The sequence below is a fragment of the Paramagnetospirillum caucaseum genome, assembly GCF_000342045.1.
Taxonomy (GTDB): Bacteria; Pseudomonadota; Alphaproteobacteria; order Rhodospirillales; family Magnetospirillaceae; genus Phaeospirillum; species Phaeospirillum caucaseum.
On sequence record NZ_AONQ01000007.1, the window covers coordinates 17,118 to 40,847 of the forward strand.

1 protein-coding gene (cut by a window edge) is annotated in these 23,730 nt (G+C 69.8%); it reads right to left on the reverse strand.

The window, feature by feature from the left end:
* Positions 1–23,564, reverse strand: partial view of a LamG-like jellyroll fold domain-containing protein gene (locus tag H261_RS04080; protein WP_008614612.1) — the 5' portion only. 12,370 nt of this gene lie to the left of the window's left edge; 23,564 of the gene's 35,934 nt are visible here — the first part of the coding sequence; its start codon is at positions 23,562–23,564; the stop codon falls past the left edge of the window.
* Positions 23,565–23,730: the final 166 nt, after the last annotated feature.

Consider the following 23,730-nt stretch of genomic DNA (forward strand, 5'->3'; position numbering starts at 1 on the left):
GACTGCCCCACGGCCAGGGTGGGCGTCGCCAGGGTCAGGGCATGGCTGTCGTAGCCCACATTGGCGGTGAAGGCCTGGGCCACCACGTTGCCGGTGCCGTCATTGGCCTCGACGGTGAAGGTATCGCTGCCGGCATAGCCGGTATCGGCCGTGTAGGTGAGATTGCCGCCGGTGATGGTCACCGTGCCGTGGGCCGTCTTGGTCCCGCCGGCCACCATATAGGCCAGATTGTCGCCATCGGCGTCGGCCGCCATCAGGGTGCCGCTGGCCGAGCCGCCGTTGGCCACCGAGAACGAGGTGGTGGTGGCGGTGCCGATCATCAGCCCCTGCCAGACCGGCGCGTCCTCGACCGCCAGGACGGACAGCGTGCCCGTGGCGGTGTTGGCGGAATAGGCTCCGCCGCTCGAATTCGTCAGGGCGCCGCTGGCGGCGCCGTCGGTGCCGTCCCACAGCTTGAATTCGAAAGTCCTGTTGCCGTGGATGTTGTCATCGGGCTGGAACCGGACCCGCGTCGTGGCGGACAGCGCCAGGGCGTTGGAATAGGACAGCCCGCCGTTGATATCGACCCAGCTCGGGCCGCCATCCAGCTTGTACTGCCAGTGTCCGCCGGTGTTGTCGACATTGGTGACGGCAATGCCCGCGCCGCCCGCCACCACGGTGGCGTCGGTGACGTGCCCGGCCACCAGTTCGGACACCAGGGTGCCGGCATTGGCGCCGGCGGCGACGTCTTCCTGGACCGCGTTGAGCGTCGGAGACGAGACCACGCTGACGGAAATGTTGTCCAGCGAGGATTCGCCGTTGCCCGCCACGAAGGAGATGCCGTCCCACAAGGCCGGATTGGACGACCCCGACGACAGCCAATCGGCGTTGAGCGGCAGGTTCTGCAGCCCGGCAACCGTGGCCCATGTGTTGTAGCCGGGAATGTTCTCGCGCATCCACAGGGTCATGGAGCCATGGCCGTTGAAGGCGCTCATGTCGTATTCGATGCGGAAGCTGACCCACTCGCCGTAGCCGTCGCCGGGCCCGTGCAGGGTGACGCTGGCGGTTTGCACCCCTCCGATGGCGTCGCGCAGCGTGGCGTGGCCGACACCCACCGTGCCGGTATTGGTGAACAGCCCGGCCCCGGGGCCGCCCTCTCCCGCCCCGAACAGATTGCCGTTGGCGTCCAGGTCGCTGCCGAACGACAGGTTCGATCCCCAGTAATTGGGGCTGAAATCGTATTGCAGCGACACCGTGGAGGTCGGCGCCACGGACGGAAGCTGGAAGCCTCCGCCCGACAGACGCGACATGGCCATGGTCGTCGCCGGTGCACTGCCCGGCATCAGGGCGGTGGACCCGAAATTGTAGTCGCCCGGCGCGCCGATGGTGCTGCTGCCCACATTGGCCAGGGACGGGGTATAGCCGGCCCCGCTGGCCACCACCCAGCCGTCCTGCCCGGCGATGGGGCCGGCACTCAGGGATGAGAAGTCGTAGCCGGCCGTCAGGGTGCCCAGGGTGGTCAGGGTCGGCGCCTGGTTGAGCTGCGCCCCGACCATATCGCCGACCGCCGGCGCGCTGATGAAGCCCTGCAGCTTGATCAGGGTGCCGTCCAGGCTGCCGCCGTTCACCGCCAGCCAGCCATTGGTGCCGTCGGTCATGAAGCCGACGGTGCTGATGCCGCTGATATTGTCCAGGGCCGCCGCCGTGGCTTCCGGGCTGCCCGCCCAGTTCAACTGCGGCACATAGAGCAGGCCGCCGCCCGCCGACAGGTCGATCTTGTCGATGGTGCTGATGAAATCGGTGATGACATCCACGGAGCCGGAGACCGAATCCGTATTCGATACGTAGCGGAAGGTATCCATTCCGCCGCCGCCGGTCAGGGTGTCGGCCCCGCCGCCGCCGGCCAGCAGGTCGCCGCCGGTCCCGCCCGCCAGGGTATCGGCGCCCGCGGTGCCGGTCAGGATGTCCCCGCCGCCCGGATGGAAGGCCGGGCTGAAATTGGCGCTGGTCAGGGCGCTGAGGCTGACGCCCTGCAGCCGCGCCAGGTCGGCCCAGGTGGAGCCCCCGCCGCTGCCGTCCTTGTCGTATTGCAAGATGGTGTCGGTGCCGCTCTGGGTCAGCTGCAGATAGCCGTTGGCCGCGAACGGGTTGGTCCCGGTATAGCCGGTGGAGGTGGAGAGCAGGGTGGCAAGGTTGATGACGTCGCCACCGGCCCCGGCCTGGAAGTCGGTCACCACCACCGCCGGAGCGTTGAGCGGCATGTTGGACCAGGCGTCGAACACCAGGCTGTCGGCTCCGGCCCCCAGGGCCACCGTGGTGTTCAGCGGATGCGGGGAACTGCCCGCAGTGAAATTGACGTGCACCTCGTCGGCGCCGAGGCCGCCATCGGCGACGAAGTTCGCCGACGAGGACAGGATCGAGCCGTTGGCGGTCAGGTACAGCTTGTCGTTGCCGTCGCCGCCCACCAGCGTGCTGGTCCCGCCGGGAGGCGACGAGGCATAGGACACCGACAGGGTGTCGTTGCCCAGCCCGCCGAGCAGGATGTTGTTGCCGCCCGTATCCTGAATCGCGTCGTCGCCGCCGCCGCCGTCCAGGATGTCGTTGCCGGCTCCGGCCATCAGGCTGTCGCTGCCCAGGCCGCCGTAAAGGCTGTTGTTGCCCAGGCCGCCGTCGATGGCATCGCCGCCGTCGCCGCCGTCGATGGTGTCGCCGCCCAGGCCGCCCGCCAGGGAATCGTTGCCGTCCAGGCCGTTGATGACGTCGCCGCCGATGGTGCCGGCCAGGGTGTCGGCCCCCGCCGTCCCGGTGATGGTCTGTCCGACCGCCGCCGCGCCCGCCGGATCGAAGCCGGGATTGAAGTTGTCGCTGGTCAGCTGGCCGACCGTCACGCCCTGCAGCCGCGCCAGATCGGACCAGGTGTACGTCCCGGCGCTGCCGTCGCGGTCGTATTGCAGGACGGTATCGGTACCGCTCTGGGTCAGTTGCAGATAGCCGTTGGCGGCGAACGGATTCGCCCCGGCATAGCCGGAGAACGACGACAGCAGGGTGTTGTAGTCGATGATGTCGCCGCCGACGCCCGCCTGGAAGTCGGTGACCACCACCGCCTGCGCGCCGGCCGACATGTTGGACCAGGCATCGAACACCAGGCTGTCGGTCCCCGCCCCCAGGGTCACCGTGGCGAACAGCGTCTGCGAAAGGCCGCCCGCGGTGAAATTGACGTGCACCTCGTCGGCACCGATGCCGCCGTCGGCGATGAAGTTCGCCGACGAGGACAGGATCGAGCCATTGGCGGTCAGGTACAGCTTGTCGTTGCCGTCGCCGCCCACCAGCGTGCTGGTGCCGCCGAAGGCCGCGGAGGCATAGGACTGCGAAAGGGTATCGTTGCCCAGCCCGCCGAGCAGCGTGTTGTTGCCGCCCGTATCCTGAACCGCGTCGTCGCCGTCGCCGCCGTCCAGGGCGTCGTTGCCGCCCCCCGCCATCAGGCTGTCGTTGCCCAGGCCGCCGTAAAGGGTGTTGTTGCCCAGGCCGCCGTCGATGGCATCGCCGCCGCCGCCGCCGTCGATGGTGTCGCCGCCCAGGCCGCCCGCCAGGGAATCGTCGCCGTCCAGGCCGTTGATGACGTCGCCGCCGATGGTGCCGGCCAGGGTGTCGGCCCCCGCCGTCCCGGTGATGGTCTGCCCGGTGGTCTCGCCGCCCGTCGGATTGAAGCCGGGATTGAAGTTGTCGCTGGTCAGCTGGCCGACCGTCACGCCCTGCAGCCGCACCAGATCCGACCAGGTGGCCCCGCCGCTGCCGTCGCGGTCGTATTGCAAGATGGTGTCGGTGCCGCTCTGGGTCAGCTGCAGATAGCCGTTCGCCGCGAACGGATTCGTCCCGGCATAGCCGGAGGAGGAGGACAGCAGGGTATCGTAGTCGATGATGTCGCCGCCGGCGCCCACCTGGAAGTCGGTGACCACCACCGGCGGATAGGCCATCGCCATGTTGGACCAAGCGTCGAATACCAGGCTGTCGACCCCCGCTCCCAGGGTCACCGTGGCGTTCAGCGGATGGGGAGAACCGCCCCAGCTGAAATTGACGTGCACCTCGTCGGCCCCGAGGCCGCCGTCGGCGATGAAGCTCGCCGACGAGGACAGGATCGAGCCGTTGGCGGTCAGGTACAGCTTGTCGTTGCCATCGCCGCCCGACAGCGTGCTGATGCCACCGGTGATGGCGGAAGCATACGACACCGACAGGGTGTCGTTGCCCAGGCCGCCGAACAGCGTGTTGTTGCCGCCGGCATCCAGGATCACGTCGTCGCCGTCGCCGCCCAGCAGGGTGTCGTTGCCCTGCAGGCCATCGATGGTATCGTTGCCGCCCAGGCCGTTGATGATATCGTCGCCGCCCGTGCCGGTCAGGGTGTCGGCGGCCGCGCTGCCCACCTGGGACAGCAGCCCGGGAATGTCCAGGCTGGAAGGCGCCACGGTCTGGCCGGTCAGGGCGATCAGGGCGCCGTCGTAATCGGCGCCGTCGCCCACGCCGTTGACATAGAGATAGCCGTTGCCGCCGTGGACGAAGAACACCAGGTGGTTGAGCGTGGCGCCGTCACTGACCACCGACTGCACCTTGTCGGCCACCGTCGCGCCGGTCGCCGCATAGACGTCCGCGGAATAGGCGATGCCCGAGATGCCGTTCAGCCGGATGACGTCGCTGCCGCCCTGGAAGTCGGTGATGACGTCGTACTCGCCGCCCGTCAGCCTGGAATCGGCCTTGCCGGCATAGAGGAAGTTGTCGGCCCCCGTGCCGCCGCTCAGGATGTCGGCCCCCGCGCCGCCGCTCAGGGTGTCAGCGGTGGCCGATCCGGTGATGGTGTCGCTGCCCAGGCCGCCGTCGATGCTGGCGATGCCGCCGCTCACGGCGATGGTGTCGTTGCCGCCGCCGCCGAGCAGGGTCATCAGGCCGGCATTGTTGGCCACCGTCAGGGTGTTGCCGTCACCGAAGCGCAGTTGCTCCACACTGGAAGCGTGGATGTCGCCGCCGCCGCTCAGGTGCAGGGTGCCGGCCGTCGCGCTGAAGGTCGCCGCTCCCTCGCCCATCTGCAGGCTGAGCACGTCGTTGCCGCTGCCGCCCGTCATGCTGGTGGCGCCGCTGCCGGCCGCCAGGGTGACGCCGGAGACCATGGCCGAGGCGTCGAGCGCAATGGCGCCGCTGGTTGCCGAGGCGTCCACCACGCCGATACCCGCCGCGTTGGCTTCGACGCCCAGGCTCAATGAGCCGGCGACACCCGAGCCGAGGACAAGGGTCTCGACGCTGCTGATCTCGGTGAAGGCGCTGTCGAATACGGTGGAGCCGCTCAGGCTGGAGAGGGCCAGGGTGTCGTTCCCCGCCCCCAGGTCGATGGAGAAGCCGCCGGTGAAGGCATCGGCCAGGGTCACCCAGTCATCGCCGGCGCCGCCGATCAGCGTCTCGGCGCTGGCGACGGTCAGCGTCTGGCCGCCGCTCATCAGGGTCACCGTATCGGTGCCGAAGCTGCCGTCCACATAGACGACGCCGGTACCGGCCACGATCTTGTCGCCGGCCATGGAGCCGATCACCTGGCTGCCGCCCGAATTCACCGATACGTGGCCGTTGCCGCCGGTGAACTCGACCCACATGGTGGTGGCGCTCAGGGTATCGATGGCCGAGCCGCCGTCATCGACGGTGGTGATGCCGCCGCTCACCGCGATGGTCGCCACCGCGGTCTGCAGCGCGAAGATGTTGATCCCGCCGCCGCCGATGAAGGTATCGGCACCGCCGCCGCCGACCATGGTCATTCCGGCCGACACGGCGGACGCATCCAGCGTCACGCCGGAATCGGTCATCAGCGCGTCGAGGGAAGCGATCGCCGCCCCCGTGGCGACCGGCATGGTGATGGTGAGCGGCGAGCCCGACGACACCACCTTCAGCGCCTCGATCCCCGTCACATTGGCGAAGTCGGACTCCACCACCACGCCGCCGCCGGTGAAGGTGAGGGTCAGGGTGTCGTTGCCGATGCCGCCATTGACGGAATCGTCGCCGCTGAAATCCGACAGCCGGAAGATGTCGTTGTAATCGCCGCCGGTCAGGGTGTCGCTCCCCGAACCGCCGTCCAGGGTGACGGGACCGGGGGCGCCCGAGGCGTTGAGAATATCGTTGCCCAGGCCGCCGTCGACGCTGGCGATGCCGCCGCCCACGGCGATGGTGTCGTTGCCGCTGCCGCCGGTCAGGGTCAGCAGGCCGGCATTGTTGGCCACCGTCAGGGTGTTGCCGTCACCGAAGCGCAGTTGCTCCACACTGGAGACGTGGACGTCGCCGCCGCCGCTCAGGTGCAGGGTGCCGGCCGTCGCGCTGAAGGTCGCCGCCGCCTCGCCCATCTGCAGGCTGAGCACATCGAGGCCGCCGCCGCCCGTCATGCTGGTGGCGCCGCTGCCGGCCGCCAGGGTGACGCCGCTGGCCATGGCCGCAGTGTTCAGCGAAACCGTGCCGCTGGTCCCCGAGGCGTCCACCTCGGTCACCCCCGCCGCGTTGGCTTCGCCTCCCAACACGATGTTGGCGTCGAAAGCCCCGGCATTGACCTTCAGGGTCTGGACGCCGTTCACCTGGGTGAACATGGTGTCGTCGAGCGACAGGTTGCCCGAGGTCGCCATGAACATGATGGTGTTCTGGCCGCCCGACGCCGCGATGGTGTCGTTCTGGTCCAGTTGGCCCCAGCCGAACTGGAAGACGTGGTTGCCGGCCGTGCTGGTGATCACGTCGTTGCCGTACCCGGCCAGGACCCAGTTGATGCCGGTCCCGATGTTCAGGGTGTCGTTGCCGCCGCTCGCCGCCAGGGTCGAGCCGTCGGTCACCGTCACCGCGCCGTCGGTGAAGGTCAGGTTCAGGGTGCCGCCCGACAGGATGTCGGTCTGGCCGCCGTTGACCAGGGCCAGGGTGCCGCCCGCCGAGAAGAAGGTGGTGCCCGCCAGCCCATAGCCGAGATTGATCGAGGCATATCCGGCACCGCCGATGAAGGTGTCGTTGCCGTAGCCGGCCTGGAAACTGAGCGAATCGCCGTAGCCCGCGGCATTCAGCGTCACGCCGGAATCGGTCATCTGGGCGCTGACGCCGGTGATGCCCTTGCCCGTCGCGACGGTACCCATGGTGATGGAGACCGGCGAGCCCGAGGACACCACGTTCAGTACTTCGATGCCGCTGACATGGGTGAAGGCGGAATCCGCCACCACGCCGCCGCCGGTAAAGGTCAGACTGAGGGTATCGGCGGCCAGCCCGCCGACGATGGTATCGGCGCTGGTGAAATCCGACAGCCGGAAGGTGTCGTTGTAATCGCCGCCGGTCAGGGTGTCGCCCCCCGAACCGCCGTCCAGGGTGACGGGACCCGTGGCGCCCGCGGCGTTGAGGGTATCGTCGCCCAGGCCGCCATCCACATAGGTGAAGCCGTTGCCCACATTGATGACGTCGTTGCCGGCGCCGCCGCTGATGGAGCCGCTCCCGGCCAGGGCGGTCAGGCCGTCCGACAGGTGCAGTTCCTCGACGTTGCTCAGGGTGGTGGTGACGCCGCCGACCACGGCGGTCAGGGTGGCCCCCGTGGTGCTGAGGGTGGTATTGGCCCCGATGGCCGCCGCCAGGGTGACCACGTCGCTGCCGGCGCCGCCCTCGACCGAGGTGACGCCGGTGCCGATGCTCAGGGTGTCGTTGCCCGAGCCGGCGGTCAGGGTCAGCACCGGGCCGCCGCCGCCCACCGCCAGGGTGGTGTCGGCGAAGCGCAGTTCCTCGACCGAGCTCAGGCGGTCGGTGCCCTCGTCCTGCACGCCGGGATCGATGTCGTCCACGCCCACATACGAGGCGGTGCCGTCGATGCGGTAGCCGGCGGCCGCGCCGCCGAACAAGGCCACGTCGTTGCCGTCCGCGCCGGTCAGGGTGTCGTCGCCCAGGCCGCCGGCCAGGGTGTTGCTGCCGGTCAGGGTGGACAGCGCCGAAATGGTGTCGTTGCCGATGCTGCCGGTCACCGTGTGGGAGGTGGCCAGCGCGGTGGCGGTTCCAAAGGTGGTGATCAACGCGGTCGGCTGGACGCCGGTGAAGGTCAGGTGCGACAGGTCGATCTGGGGAGCGCCCGCCCCGGTGACGGCCAGGGTATAGGCGCTGGAGGCCGCCAGTTCGATGGTCTGGCCGTTGAGCACGCCGCCGTCGAAATAGTAGTTCACGACACCGCCGCCCAGCTGGAACTTCTCGATCCCGGTGATCTGGGTCAGGTAGTTGCCGGTGAAGGTGTAGAAGCCGAGGCCGTTGTTGCCGCTGCCGTTGACCAGCAGGGTGTCGTAGCCGGTTCCGCCGTCGATGGCGGAGTTGGTGCCGACCGCCAATGTGCCGACGGTGAAGTCGAAGACGTCGTCGCCGGCGCCGCCCAGGAAGGTGTCGGCCCCGCCGGTGGCGATCAGCGTGTCGTTGCCATCGCCGGCGCTGAGCACATCGATCGCCGCGGTGGATTTCAGGATATCGTCGCCGCTGCCGCCGACGAACGACACCCGGTCGCCGCCGGCGCCGTCGAAGCCCGACAGCGCCAGATTGCCGAGATAGGCGCTGAAATCGGTGCCAGCTGTCTCGTCGCCGTAAAGGGTGAAGGTGTCCACTCCGGCTCCGGCCACCACCGACAAGGTGGAGACGGGCACATGCGCCACGTCCATCAGGGCGGTGAAACCGTTGAGGCTCAGGGTTTCGACATCGCCGACGGTCATGCCGCGCAGGTCGTTGCCGCCTTGCAGCAGGATGGTGTCCGAGCCGGCGCCGCCGTCGATGCTCTCGCCCACCGCCCCATTGTTGGCGAAGAGCTTGAACACGTCGTTGCCGACGCCGCCGATCATCTTGTCGATGCCCGCGCCGCCGATCAGGGTGTCGTCATAGCTGGAACCGAACAGGTAATCGGCACCGGTGCCGCCGGTCAGGGTAACGACGCCGCTGGCGCCCGAGGCGTTCAGCTTGACGTAATTGCCGTCGGCGGCGCTCCAGTTGGTGAGCGTCCCCCAATTGCTGAAGGTGAAGCCCGAGGCGTCGAAACCGACGGTGGAGACATCGATCTCCAGCCGGCTGCCGGTGGGCAGGCCGATGGCCTGCAGCGCCAGGGTGTTGGCAAGCAGGCCGGCGCCGAACTGCGACGCATCGGCGATGACCGTCGAATAGCCGCCGCCGATGGCCAGGGTCTCGATATCGTAGAAGCTGACCGCCCGGAGATCGCCGTCCGCCAGAATCTGCACGGTGTCATTGCCCGCGCCGCCGCTGACGATATCGGCCTCGTGGACCCCGTCGTGCAGACGGAACATCTCGTCGCCCGAGCCGCCCGACAGGGTGTCGACGTAGCCGGTATCGGCGATGCCTTCCACGGAGTTCAGCACCGCGGTGCCGCCCCCTCCGGACACCGTTCCGGCCGTAAGGTCGGCGATGACGCCGGTCCCCAGGCCGTACAAGTCCAGAATGTCGGCGCCGGCCCCGCCATTGATGGTGTCGGTGCCGTCGCTCAGCACGAAGACGTCGCCCTGGTTCGAACCGGTGATGGTGTCGTTGCCGCCGCCGCCGGTGATGCGCAGCGTGTCCTCCGCCCCCCAGTTCACCAGGGTGAGGGAACTGGCGTCGAAGGTGGCGCCGCCGTCGGGCAGATGCAGGTCCAGGGTCAGCGCCGTGCCGGCGCCGCCGCCGTCGAGTGCCAGACCGGCCAGTTGCCCCATGCCGATGGACAGGGTGGTGGCGCCCGCCCCGGCGGTCAGGGTCTCGAAATTGCTGATGGCTGCCAGATTGAGGTCGTAGAAGCCGCCGCCGCCGCCCAGAATCAGGGTGTCCGCGCCGGCATTGCCGTTGAGGCTGGTCCCCGCCTCGGCCGTAAAGCCGGTGGCCAGGGTCAGGGTGTCGCCGCCGCTGCCGCCCAGGATGGTGGTCAGCGCCAGCGCGGCGTTTTCCACCAGGGTCAGGCCGGTCCCCATGGCCGAGCCGTCGATCACCAGACGGTCGGGACTGGCCAGATTGGCCAGCACCAGTTGGCCCGAGGCCACCATGTCGTTCAGGCTGCCCGCGCCATCCACGGTGATGGTCAGCGATTTGGCGCCGGGACCGCCGCCGAAATCGATCAGAGCCGTGGCGGTTCCCTCCGCCAGGACGGAGTTCTTCCAGGCCAGCAACTGCGACATGCCGACGGTCAGATTGAGGGCGCCGAGCGAATCGATCGCCTCGATTCCCGACACCGAGGCCCCCCGCAGGTCCATGGTGGAGTCGAAGGTCAGATAATCGGCGCCCTGGCCGCCGATGAAGGTGTTGTTGGCGCCCAGCGCCGTCGCGCTGGTCAGGAAGAACATGTCGGTTCCCGACGACCCGGTCAGGATGTTGCCGAAATTGCCGCCGACCACCGCGTGGATGTTGCTGAGCGTGTCCGTGCCGATGCCGAGCGCCGAAGCGGTCCCGGCGGCAAGGTTGACGGCAAGCGCCCCGGTGGCGTGGCTGAAATCCACCACATCGCCGGCGCCCGGCGCCAGTGTCGAGCCGATGACGGTGTCGTTGCCGCTGCCGCTGCCGCCGAAGACATACAGCGTATCGGTGCCGCTGACGTGGTCGATGGTGACGGCGCCGCTCGAGCCCGCCGCGTCGACCACCCCGATTCCAGCCGCGGTGGCGTTGCCGCCCAGCGTCAGGGTCGCCGCCGACATCGCCCAGAGGCCGAGCGTCTCGATGCCGCCCACATGGGCGAAGGCCGCGTCGGCGATGGTGCCGGACTGGGAAAGCGACAGCGCGTCGCCGAAGCCGGCGCCGCCGGTCACGGTGTCGTTGGCGTCGAAGCCGCCGTTGAAGCGGAAATTGGTGGTGCCGGCGCTGGTCAGCACGTCGTTGCCGCCGGTTCCCGCGTCGATCACCGCGATGCCGGTCCCGGCATGGATGGTGTCGGCGCCGGAGCCGCCGCCCAGGGTCATCGCCCCGGAATCATAGGACACCGCCACGGTCTTGCCGTCGCTGAAGGTCAGCTGTTCCACGCCGGTGGCGCTGAGCGAGGTGGTGCCGTCGCTCACCGACAGGCCGGGGCCGGAGGCGTTGAAGGTCGCCGCGCCTTCGGCCATCTGCAGGCTGACCGCGTCCAGGCCGCTGCCGCCGATCATGCTGGTGGCGCCGCTGCCGGCCGCCAGGGTGACGCCGCTGCTCACCGCCGAGGCGTCCAGGGCCACCGTGCCGCTGGTGGTGCCGGCGTCGATGGTGGCTAGGCCGGTTCCCGCCCCCAGGGACAGGGCCAGATTGCCGGCCCCGCCCAGCGCCAGTTCCTCGACTCCGCCCAGCTTGGCCAGGGTGGCCGGGCCGAGGGTGCCGCTGCCCGACAGGACCACGCGGTCGGCGCCGTCTCCGCCGATCACCGTGGCGGCCTGCAGCAGGTCGGAGGCGCTCATCTTGATGACGTCGTCGCCGGCGCCGGCGTCGATGAAGGTGAAGCCGCTGCCGATGTCCAGGGTGTCGTTGCCGGCCGAGCCGGTCACGGTCGCGCCAAAATTGAAATCCACCAGCTTGGTGTAGATTTCCTGGGCGCCCCCGATCGTCCGTTCATAGGTGAGGACCACGTCGCCATTGGCCAGGGTGGCCAGCTTGGGCCTGTTGAAGCCGCTGCCCGCCTCGTTGGTCAATTGGAATTCGGGTCCGACCTTCTGGCCGATGGCGTTGAAATGCTGGGCCAGGACGTAATGGTTGGTCCCATCACTGAGATCGTCCCAGGCCACCATGTAGCCGCCATCGGGCAAGGCGGTGACCGCCGGATAGCCCTGCCAGCCCGTGGTGGTGGTGTTGACCAGGATTTCCGGGGTATTCACCGGCGTGCCGTCGGCGGCGAAGGCGCGGGCATAGATGTTGTAGGCGTTGTCACCGGCAAGATCGCTGTGCCAGGTGGCGACGAAGCCGCCATTGGCCAGGGGCGCGATGACCGCGCCGCTCTGGGGGTAGTCGGTCAGGGCGTTCAACTGGAATTGGCTGCCCATGCTGCCGTCAGGATGAACCACCCGGCCGAACACGCCCTCGGCGGACCCGTCGTTACCCGACCAGACCACGACCATGTGAGCATTGGTCATGGTCTCCGCACCGTAAACCGGGTCGATGCCGGCCGTGCCGATCTGGAATTCGGCGCCGGTCGGTGCCCCCGAGGCGTCGTAGAACCGCCCGGCGATCTGCCGCGCGCCGTTGCCGGCACTGGCGGGGTCGTTGTCCCAGGCCACGAAGAAGCCGCCGCCGGCGATGGCGGTGACCACCGGCCAGGCCTCGAACCCGGTGGCGACGGAGTTGATCTGCAGCGGGCCGCTCACCGAACCGAGGCCGGAATAACCGCCTTCATAATCCGGGGGATAGACGCGCGCGAATACGCCGTAATCGGTCCCATCGCCCGTTTCGTCGTGCCAGACCGCCACCAGGCCGCCATTGTCCATCTGGGTGAACTGAAGGTTCCACTGGGAACCCGCGGTGTTGTCGTGGACGACGAACTCGGTCCCGAGCTTGGCGCCGGAAGCGTTATAGCGCTGGGCCACGGCCGCGAAATTGTTGCCGTCCTGGTTCAGGCTGCGCCAGGCCACGATATAGCCGCCATCGGCCAGAGCGGTGACCTTGCTGTCGGATTGTTCGCCGGTGGTGAAGACATTCACCTGGCTGCCGGCGCCCACCACGGGCGTGGTCGGGGACGTGGCCGAAACGCTCAGCGTGCCATCGGCGAAGACCAGGGTCTCGACGCCGTAAAGGGAATCGGTGCCGTCATTGCCGCCCACGGTGTTGGTGTCTTCCACCGTCACGGTGCCGCCCGTGGTGCTGATCCGGTAATCGGCCAGACTGCCCTGGAACACCGCCCGGTCGGTGCCGGCGCCGCCGTCGAAGCGGTCGTTGCCCGAACCGCCGGTGAAGGTGTCGGCGCCCGAACCGCCGTTGACGGTCACCGCGTGAGCGCGCGACGAGGCGTCGACGCTGACGTCCCCGGTCTTGCCATAGGCGTCCACGCGGGTGATGCCCGCATCGGTGCTGTCGGCGTTCAGCACCACCGCCTGGCTGAGCGAACCGCTCGACAGGCGCAGGATTTCCACGTCGTCCACATTGGCGAAGGCGGCGGCGTTGTTCAGGGTGCCCGAGGTGAAATCCTCGAAGGCGATGCTGTCGGTGCCGATGCCGCCGGCCACCGTAGCGTTGTCGCCGAGCCTGACGCGGAAATTGGCCGCCGCCGCGCCGGCCTCCAGCAGGTCGGCGCCGCCGCCGCCCGCCAGGTCGTAGCTGACGTTGGTGTCGTCGCCGCCCTTGATGCGGTCGGCGAAGGCCGAGCCGCGCACCCCCCGGATATCGTTCAGGGTATCGGTGCCGGCGGTCAGGGTGCCGTCGACGTAATAGGCGTCGACGGCGGTGCCGGAGGCCGCGCCCTCCCAGGCGCTGCCGCTCAGGTTGACGGTAACGCCCGCCCCCGCGTGCTTGTAGCTGGCCGACACCGTGGCCGTGGCGTTGCCGGTCAGGCTGTCGTCGCCGGCGCCGCCCTCCAGCGCCGACCAGCCGCTGGCGCGGCCTTCCAGGGTATCGTCGGCGGTCGAGCCTTCCAGCTCGTTGATGTCGGTCAGGGTGTCGTGCCAAGTGGAGGTGCCATCGGTGATGGTCGCCGTCCCGCCGGCCAGCGAGGCGGTTACCGGGCCGGAATGGAAGGTGAAGCTGACCTTGCCGCCCCGGGTGGCGTCGCCGATGATCGTCTGGTCGGCGCCGCCGACATAGAACACGTCGTCGCCGCCGCCGCCGATCAGCGTCGCCTCGCCCAGATTGCCGAGGATCAGTTCGTCGGCCGAGGTGCCGGTCAGGGTGGCGCCCAGCGGCGAGCCGGTGGTGGCGCCCACGAAGCCGACGACGCGGGTGATCGGATTGTCGCCCGAACCGGTGTCGATATGGTCGATGCCCGAGCCGTTGCCGGCGAACTGGTCCTTGACCACCACCATGCCGCCGCCGCCGGCGTCGCTCAGTTCGATGACCAGGTTGTCGCCGACCTGGCGGGCGCCGCGCAGCCCGGCGTCTCCCACCGCCGAGCCGTCCAGCACGTTGGTGCCGGCGGTATCGACGATGGTGACGGTGCCGGCGGCGGTGGCCGGCGCCACATAGGTGTCGCTGCCGGCGCTGCCGATCACCGAGACCGATCCCGGCAGGGAGCCGTCGAGACTCAGCGTGCCGGCGCCGGTCAGCTGGAATTCGCTCACTCCCTTGAGTTCGAGCCCCGCCATGACGCCGGCGGCGTCGATGTTGTCGGCGGTGTCCGCCACCCGGAAGATTCCGCCGCCCGCGTTCAGGGAGAGGGCCTGGGCCTGGGCCACGGTCAGCGACACGGTACCGGAATCGGTGATGACGATGGTGTCGGCGCCATGGCTGATCGCCGCGGTGATGGCGGTGGAATTCAGGTTGGCGGCGCTGTCGGCCACCAGCACATGGGCCCCCGTCCCCTTGGTCACCGTGCCGACGATATCCTTGGCCTGGGCCGCCGACAGGGTGACCGAGACGTTGCCGGCCACCGAGAAGCTGGACAGGAAAGTGGTGGCGGCGGTGATGTTGTGCAGGTCGGAATCGGCGGAGAACACGGTGCCCGAAATCGCCACCGTGCCGGCGCCGCCGATGGTCTTGCCCGCCGCCTGGACCATGGACAGGGTCAGGGTCCTGGTGCTGTCCACCGACAGCCCGGATTGCAGGTCAAGGCCGGCCGAGATGCCGCTGAGATTGGTGTCGGCGGCGATGGCCGTATCGGACACCGTCACGGTGCCGGCGCCGCCGATGGTCTTGCCCGCCGCCTGGGCGGCGCTGAGGATCAACTGGCCGCCGCCGGCGATCGTGGTGCCGCCCTGCAGGGTCAGGGTGGTGGTCGAGATGGTGTGCAGGTCCACCGTGCCGGTGAGGGCGGCGTTGAAGATCTCCACCGCGCCGGCGCCCGAGATGGTCTTGCCCGCCGCCTGGGCCGAGGTCAGGATCAGCTTGGCCCCGCTCTGGACCGCCAGGCTGGGATCGAGGGTCAGGGTCGTCGTCGCGATGTTGTGCAGATCGACGGTGCCGGTGATCGAGGTATTGCCGACGGCCACGGCGCCGGCGCCGGCGATGGTCTTGCCGGTGGCCTGGGCAGCGGACAGGGTCAGGGTCGCCCCGGAATTCACCGTCACACCCGACGCCAGCGAGACGGGGGCGGTGATCAGCCGCAGGTCGGTATTGGCGGCGATGGTGGCGTCGCTGACCGCCACGGTGCCGCTGCCGGTGATGGTCTTGCCGGTGGCCTGGGCGGCGGACAGGGTCAGGGTGCCGCCGCCGGTCAGGGCCAGGGAGGCGGTGCCGAGATTGCCGGTGAAGGCCACGTTGCCGCTGCTGGTGTCCAGGGTGGCCGACAGGCCGCCCGCCGCCAGATTGCTGATGGAAACCGCCGTCAGGTCGCTGCTGGCGGTCAGGCCGGTGACCGCCAGCTTGGCGGTCGTGTTGCCGGTGACCGAGGCGGCGGTCGCCAGGGTGGTGTAGGGGACCGACACCGTGCCGGCGCCGGTGATCGCCACCGTGCTGCCGTTGAGTTCCCCCTTGAAGGCCAGGACCTGACTGCTGCTGGTGGTGGCAATGGTCAGCGTGCCGGTATCGGTGAGATTGATGGTGTTGATGCCGGCGTTGAGAATCGCCGCCACGCCGGTGGAATTGACGTTGGCCACCGTATCGGTGACCTGCAGGGTGGCGCCGCCCGAACGGTTCAGCACGAAGCCCAGGCCGCCCGCCTGGGCGGCGCTCAGGCTCAGCGCCCCGGAATCGGTCACCGTCACCACCGCCACGGCATGGTCGCCGGCAAAGGACGACAGCCCGCCGTCGGCGTTGAGGTTGGCCACCGAATCGGCCACTTCGAACTGGCCGCCGCCGGCGGTCAGGAGGAAGGCCCGCGCCTGGGCGGCGGTCAGCACCACCTTGCCGGCGCCGGTGATGCTCAGGGCGTCGACCCCGTGGGCCGACAGATTGGTCAGGTCGGCGGCGGCCAGATTGGCGGCGCTGTCGGCAAGGGCGATATGGGCGGTCCCCGCCTTGGTCACCGTCAGGTTGAGCAGTGACTGGGCCTGGGCGACGGACAGGCTGGCCGTGCCGCTGCCGGTGACGTCCAGGCTGTCGATACCCTTGCCCACCAGATTGGCGAGGCCCGAGGTCTGGATGTTGGTGACGCTGTCCGACACGGCGAAATGGCCGCTGCCCTTGCTGACGGTCATGCCGCTGATGGCCGCCGCCTGGGCGGCGGTCACCGTCAGGGTGCCGGTGCCGCTGATGGTCACCGCGTCGACGCCCTTGGCCTGCAGGGTGGCCAGGGTGGCGGCGGCGATGTTGGCGGCGGTGTCGGACACCGCCAGGGTGCCGTTGACGGTCAGGCCGCTGAGGGCCGCCGCCTGGGCGGCGGTGACGGTGACGGTGCCGCTGGTGATGGTGACCACGTCGACGCCCTTGGCCTGCAGGGTGGCCAGGGTGGTGGACGCGATGTTGGCGGCGGTGTCGGTCACCGTCACGGCGCCGTCGATGGAGGCGGCGGCGGCGATCTTGGCCGCCGTGCCGGTCAGGGTGAAGCCGCCGGTCAGGGTGACCGCCGCCCCGGCGAAATTGCCGGTGAAGGTCTGGGCCGCCGTGATGGGCAGGGTGGCGGCGAGGCTGGCGGCATTGGAGACGAAGGACAGGTCGCTGGACGCCGTCAGGTCGCTCAGCGCCACGGCGGCGCTGCCGCCGCCGTTGATGCTGCCCGCCGTGCGCAGCGCCGCGAAGGTGCCGCTCAGCGTCCCGGCCCCGGTCAGGGTGACCTGGGCGCCGCCGAGATTGCCGGTGAAGGCCAGGTTGCCGGTGGTGCTCACCGTGGCGAGCAGGCCGTTGGCCGCCAGGTTGGTGGCCAGGCCCGAGAGGTTGGAGGCCGCGCCGATCCCCGAGGTCACCGCCAGCCTGGCGGTGCCGCCGCCGTTGATGGAGGACGCGGTCTGCAGGTCGGCCAGGGCGCCCGACAGGGTGCCCGTCCCCACCAGGGTCAGCGGCGCCGCGCCGAAACTGGCGCCGCCCGCCAGGGCGGGATTGCCGGTGGTGTCGAGCACCAGCCCGAGATTGCCCAGCGCCGAGCGCGGCAGCTGGGTGGTGATGCCGGTCAGCTTGATCAGGGTGCCGTTGAAATCGGTGCCGGTGCCGAGGCCGTTGACGTAGACGTAGCCGTCGGCGCCGTCGGTGAAGTAGACCACGGAATTGGCCGGGGCCGAGGCGGCGATGGCGGTCGCGGTGGCGGCCGGCGAGGTGGCGTAGGCCCACGGCGCCGCCAGGTACTTCATGCCCGCCATGCCCTGGAAGGACAGCACATCGCCCGAGGCGTAGTCGCCGATCACGTCGGGCGCCGCCACGGTGGAATCGGTCTTGGACTGGAAGACGAAGGTATCGTTGCCGGCCCCGCCGGTCAGGATGTCGGCCCCGCCGCCGCCGACGATGGTGTCGGCCTCGGAACCGCCGGCCAGGGTGTTGGCCGCCGCGGTGCCCACCAGGAACAGCTTCTGCACCGCCAGGCTGATGGTGGCGGTGGCGGCGGCGCTGTAGCCGATGCCGTCATAACCCTGCCACTGGAAGGTGTCGGTCACCGCCGTGTTGCCCACCGGCACATAGGTCAGGCTGCCCAGCTGCGACAGCTGGATCACGTCGTTGACGTTGACGGTGGCGCCGCCCAGCTTCAGCGCTCCCGGGGTGGCGATGGCCGAGATCCTGATGGCGTGCAGGGTATTGCCCAGCCCGGGATCGCCCGCGTTGTAATTGGGGTTGGACGCGGTCATGGCCACGTCCACGTCGCTGAACTTGCCGACGAAGTCCGAGGCGCTGAAGGCCAGGGACTTGCCGGCCACGCCAGTATAGGTGGCGCTGGTCACCGTGGGGACGTCGTTGGCGCCGGTCACCGTCACCGTGATGGAGGCGGTGGCCACCGCGCCATAGGCATCGACCACCGTATAGGTCACCTTGTCGGTGGCGGTGGCTCCCATGGCCAGGCTCTGGTACGAGGCCGGCGGGGTGTATTCGATATTGGCGCCGTTGATGCGGGCCACACCGCCCGACTGGCCGCGCGACACCGAAGACAGGGTCAGGGTCAGGCCGTCGGGATGGCTGGTGTGGCCGTTGCCCAGGACGTTGGCCACCGAATAGCTGAGTGTCGCATCCTCGCCCACCGCCAGGGTGAAGTTGTTGGCCACCGGCGAGGCCGGGGCTACCACAAGCACCGTCACCTTGGCCGAGGCGTAGGAGGTCACCACCGAAGTGTCGGACAGGGTGGCGGTGTTCTTCACCGTGTAGGTGAAGGAATCGCTGCCGCTGTAGCCCTGGTTGGCGGTGTAGACCAGCTTGTTGTTGACGATGCTGACCGTGCCGTTGCCGGCGCCGCCCACCGAGACGATGACCGGAAGGTCGAGGGCCGTATGCCCGGCATCGCTGCGGGTGTCGTTGGCCAGCACGTCCAGCTGACCGGTGGGGTTGGCCTGGCGGAAGGCGGTATTCAGGGTGTAGCTGTCGGCGTTGGCCGTCGGCACCGCGTTGGCGGCCTCGGCGGCCAGGGCGGCGATGGCGGCCTGGTTGGCCTGGGAATAGGCGTTCTGCGCGCCGTTGTCGGCGGCGGTGGCGGCGTTGGCCGCCTGATTGGCGACGCTGGCCTGGGCGGCGGCGGTCTTGGCCTGGGCGGCGGCGGTGGAGGCGGCGGCCTGGGCGGCCAGGGCCTTGGCCTGGGCGGCGGCGGCGCTGCTGCTGTCGAACGACGAAACGGCGGCGACGGCGTCCGACGCGGTGTTCCGGGCGGCGGAGGCGGCGGTGGCGGCGGTGGTCGCCTTGGCGTTGGCCGTCTGGGCGGCGGTTTCCTGGTCCTGGTAGTACTGGATGGTGTCCAGGGTGACGTAATTGCCGCTCACCTTCAGCGTATGGCCGTCGTTGAAGGCGACCAGCTCGCGATACGAGGAATCGGCGCGGTTGGCGGCGGCCGCCGCCTGGGTGGCCGAGGCCGCCGCCTGGGCCAGCGAACCGGCGGCGGCGTTGACGGCGTTGGTGTAGGCCGACTGCCAATAGGCGATGGCGGCGCTCTGGTCCTGGGCGAAGGCGTTGGCCGCCGCCGCGTCGCCCCGCGACTGCAGGGCGGCGTTGTAGGAGGACAGGGCGGAGGAGACCGCCTGTTCGGCGCGGTACAGCTCGCTGCCCGCCACGCTGGTGGCGGTGCCGGCCGCCACGGCGGCCGACGAGGACGCCGCCGCCATCACCGTCTGGGCGTCGGCCACCTTGGCGTTGAGGGTGACCAGCAAGTTCTTGGCGGAATCGAGCGCCGTGGTATAGGCGCTGCCGCCCGCCGCCTGGGTGGTGTTGACGGTGTCGAGCGCCGCCTTGTAGTTCACCTGGGCGACCTGCACGGCCTCCAGGGCGGTGACCACCGCGGCCGGGGTGCCGGCCACGGCGCTCTTGGCGGTGGTCAGGGCCACCCCGAGCTTGGTCATGGCGGTTTCCAGCGCCGCCTTGACGTCGCCCGTATCGGTGACGGTATTGGCGTATTCGGCCGCCGCGGTGGCGGTGCTGTTGGCGATGGCCGCCGTCTTGGTGTCCGAAGCGTTGGTCGCCGCCGAGGCGGCCTCGGTCAGCGCCGTCTGGGCCGCCGCCACCGCGTCCAGGGCGGCGTTGTAGGCGGTCACCGAGGCGGTGGCCTTGGCCGCCGCCGCCTGGGCCAGGGCCAGCTGGTTCGAAACGATGGCGCTCTGTTCGGTGAAGGTGAGGCTGGCGGCGTCGGCGGTGGTCTTGTAGGCCTGGGCCTGGCTCAGGGCCTGCTGCGCCGTCTGCTGCGCCTGCAGCGCCTGGCCCAGCGCGCTGGCCGTCGAGGACTTGGCCGCCTGCGCCGTCAGGGCGTCGCTATAGGCGGAATCCACCCGGGTCTGGGCGCTGGCGATGGTCGCCACCTGGGCGGCGATGGAGGTCGAGGCCGAGGCCAGCAGCGTCTCGGCGGCAATGGCCTGGTCCCTGGCGGCCTGGGCGGAATTGAAGGCGTTGAGCGCCGCCTTGTAGGACTGGGGATCGGTGGTCTGGGCCGCCTGGGCGGTGTCCCTGGCGTTCTTGGCCGCCAGCCACTTGCCCCACAGGGTGTTGGCGGAAGCGGAATCGGCGTTGCTGCCCAGGCTGGTCTGGGCCGCGCCGTCCATGGACTGGACCAGGGTCTTGAGGCCGGTGGTGGCGTTGCCGAGCGCGGCGGCGGCGGCGGTGACGCTGTTCTTGGCGGCCAGGGCGGCGGCCACGTCGGCGGCCCGCGACGACGACGCGGCGGCGTCGGAAACGATCTGCGCCATGGTGGCCTGGGCCTGCTTGGCCAGACCCAGCAGCCGGGCGGCGTCGGCGGCCTTGGCAGCGGCCTCGTTGGCCTGGGTGGCGGCCTCGGCCGCCTCCTGGTTGGCCTGATTGGCGTGGGCCTTGGCGTCGGCCAGGGCGGCATCGTCGGCGGTATCGGCGCGGGCGAGGTCGGCGGCGGCGGCATCGGCCTCGGCGTCCTGGGCGTCCAGCGACGCTCCGGCGGCATCGGCCAGGGCGGCGGCGGCGTATTGCCGCACCAAGTCCAGCTGGGCGTTGTAGCTGGCCAGATCGGCGCCGGTCACCGTGGCGGGCGCCGTCGAGGATTGCAGGGTGGTCAGGATGCCGGCCACCGCATCGCTGGTCTGGCTGGCGGTCGAGGCCGAGGCGGCGGCCGAATCGGCGGCGTCGACCGCGTTGTCATAGGCCGACTGGGCGCTGGCCTGGGCGGCGGCCAGGGTGCTGGCCGACACCAGTTGGGCCTGCAGCAGGGTCGCGGACGCCTTGGCCACCCACTGCGCCGCCACGTCGTCGTACTGCACCGACAGCTGGACCTGCTGGTCGATCTGCGCCTTGATGGCCGTCAGGGTCTGGTACTTGGCCAGGGCCGCATCCTGGGCGGCGGTCACGGTGTCCTGGCTGGTCTCGAGCGCATCGGCCAGATTGGCCGGCACGCCGCCATCCACATGGCCGACGGTCCCACCCGCCGTGTCAATGCCGTACTGCTTCAGCAGATCGACCACCTCGGCCAGTTCCTTGGCTGCGGTCGATTGGGCGGCCAGCGCCGCCGACACCTCGGCGGCGGCGGCCAGCTTGGCGTTCGTCGCATTGCCGTGCGCCGTCTGCGACAGGCCCTCGTTGGTCGCGTCGGCGCTCAGGGCGGCCAGACGGGCGGCCTCGGCATCGGCCTGGGCGTCGCCGGACGAGGCGCTGGCCTCGGTCAGCGCCAAGCCCATGTCGATCTGCGACTCAGCCATGTCGGAATCGAGCTGGTACTGCCAGGCGGCGACGGCGGCCTGCTCGAAACCCGAGGCATAGCCGGCGGTGTAGGTGGCGGCGCCCACCGCCTCCTGCGCCGAGCTGTAGGCGGCGGCGGCGGCCTCGGCGGTGGCCAGGGCGCCGGTATAGGCGGCCTGGGCGCTGCCCAGGGCGGCTTCGGCGGCGATCGTGGCGTCATGGGCCTGGTCGTAGGCCCCCTCGGCTTCGCCCAGGGCTTCCTGCCACAGGGCCAGCAGGCCGTCCGGCACGCCGTTCTGATCGGGATCGGTGCCGGCGGCGAAGGCGTCGGCCACCGCGATGGCCGCCTTCAGGGCGACCACCGCCGCCAGGTCGTCGGCGGAGAGGCCGGCGGCGTTGGCGTCGGTGTCGTAGCTGTCGATGGCGTATTCCGCCTGGGACGAGGTCCAGCCGGTGGGCAGGGCGACGCCCTTCAGCTCGAGATAGCCCGAGGCGGCGTTGAGGTAGTTGACCAGGGTTTCGTTGCGGGCCGCCGCCATGACGATTTCCACCGCCTGCGAGGCGGCGGCGGCGATCATCGGGTCCTGGATGTCCAGCAGCTTGGCGTCGGCGGCCTCGGTGGCGGCCTCCGACGCGTCCTTGGCGGTGGCGGCGGTGACCACGGCGGCGGCCAGCGCGTCCTCGGCGTCGTCACGGTCGGAAATGGCCGAACCGTCCGACCAGAAACCGGCGGCGTCCACCGTTGCCGCATCCAGCACCGCGTCGGTGCTCGACAGCGCCGTCAGGGCGGGCGACAGCAGGCCGGTGAAGAAGGTGACGGCGATGCCCTGGGCGTCGAGCACCCCGCTGGAGGCGGCCACCGCCTGGGTATAGAGGCTCTGCGCCGACAGCACCATGGTCTGGGCGGCGGCGTAGGCCACCGTGGCGTCATAGGTGTTGCCCGCCGCCGCCAGAACCTCGGCGTTGGCCAGCAGGTCGGCGTAGGAATCCCCCGATGCCGGCGTCAGAGCCAGTTCCGCCTGATCGATCAGGTTTTGGACCTGTTCGACGATCCTGGCGTTGCGGGCCGCCACGTTCTCGAGGATGTCGCGGAAAATGCGGATGGCCTCGGCGGTGGCCCGCTCGATGACCAGGGGCTTCAGCGCCTCGACCAGATCGCGGGCGCCCTTGATCTGCAACTGGGCGGTGGCGATCTGGGCCTCGTTGAAGGCCTGCATCTGCTGCGCCAGGCTTTGCTGGCCGGCCCCCTGCTGGCCAGTCGGCGCGGGCGGCTGCGGCGGCGGCGGCACCTGCTGTTGCTGCTGCTGGATCTGCTGCTGCACCGCCTGGGCCGCCTGGTTGAAGGCCGCCGACAGCAGGTTGGCGGCATTGGGCAGCGCCGCGCCGGCGTTGCCGGCCACCTGCATGACCTGCAGCGGCGACATCTGCTGCGCGATCATGGCGCCGGTGGCCGACATCACCGCCGCCGCGCCGGCCGAATTGAGGGTCATGGTCTGGCCGGAGGCCGAGGTGATGCTGACCTCGCCGGTCACGCCGCCCTTTTCCGCCATCATGGCCACGGTGTTGCCGTTGCCCGCCAGGCCGGTGCCACGGATGCCCACCGTCATGGTCGGGGTCTTCAGCATCAGCGCGTCGGGTGCCGCCTTGGCGATCTGGCCCGACACCAGGGCGAAGGAGCCCGACACCACCGACATCTGGGCCTCGCCGGTCTTGGCGCCGGGGTCGTAGGCCAGATGGTCAAGGACCATGCGGCCCTTCTCGCCCAGGGACATGGTGGTGCCGTCGGCGAAGACCACGCCCACCGCGCCGCCCTGCGGCGTCTGCAGCACGTCGCCCTCGAAAATATTATCGCCCTTGTGCAGGTCGACGACGGTGCCGTCGGCCCGCTTGGCGGTGACGCCGCCGGCCAGGGTCTCCACCTTGCCGATGGCGGTGGCGCCCGAACCGCCGGCCCCCGCCTGGGCGTACTGGCCCGGCGCCAGCGGTCCGGCCAGCTTGCCGGCCAGGGCGGCATCGATCACCGCGCCGGAATCGTTCATCAGCGGCGGCGGATTTTCCGACCCGAAATAACCCTTGATCACCACGCGGGTGCCGTCGGCCCCCACCAGGACCAGATCCTCGCCCTGGCGGACGTACTCGGCCTCGACCAGCAGGTTGCCGCCGGGAACCATCACCTTGGCCATGCCGGCGGATTCGATCACCGCGGAAGGCTGCGGCGTCGCGGACGGCGGATGCCCGTCCTGGACCGCCTTGGCCCCGGTCTCGCCATCACCCGCCGAATTGGAAGGCCGTTCGTCCCTTGGCGCCATGCCACCCTCTTCTCACAAACCAGCGCGCACGCCATCCCCGGCCCGCGTCACCCACTCCGCACCACTCTGCATGATACGGCAATTTGCGAGAAAAGGTCAATATACAGCATTCACCTGACAAAATGACCATTGTTACTTAATAAAGTAACACAATCACAAAACACCG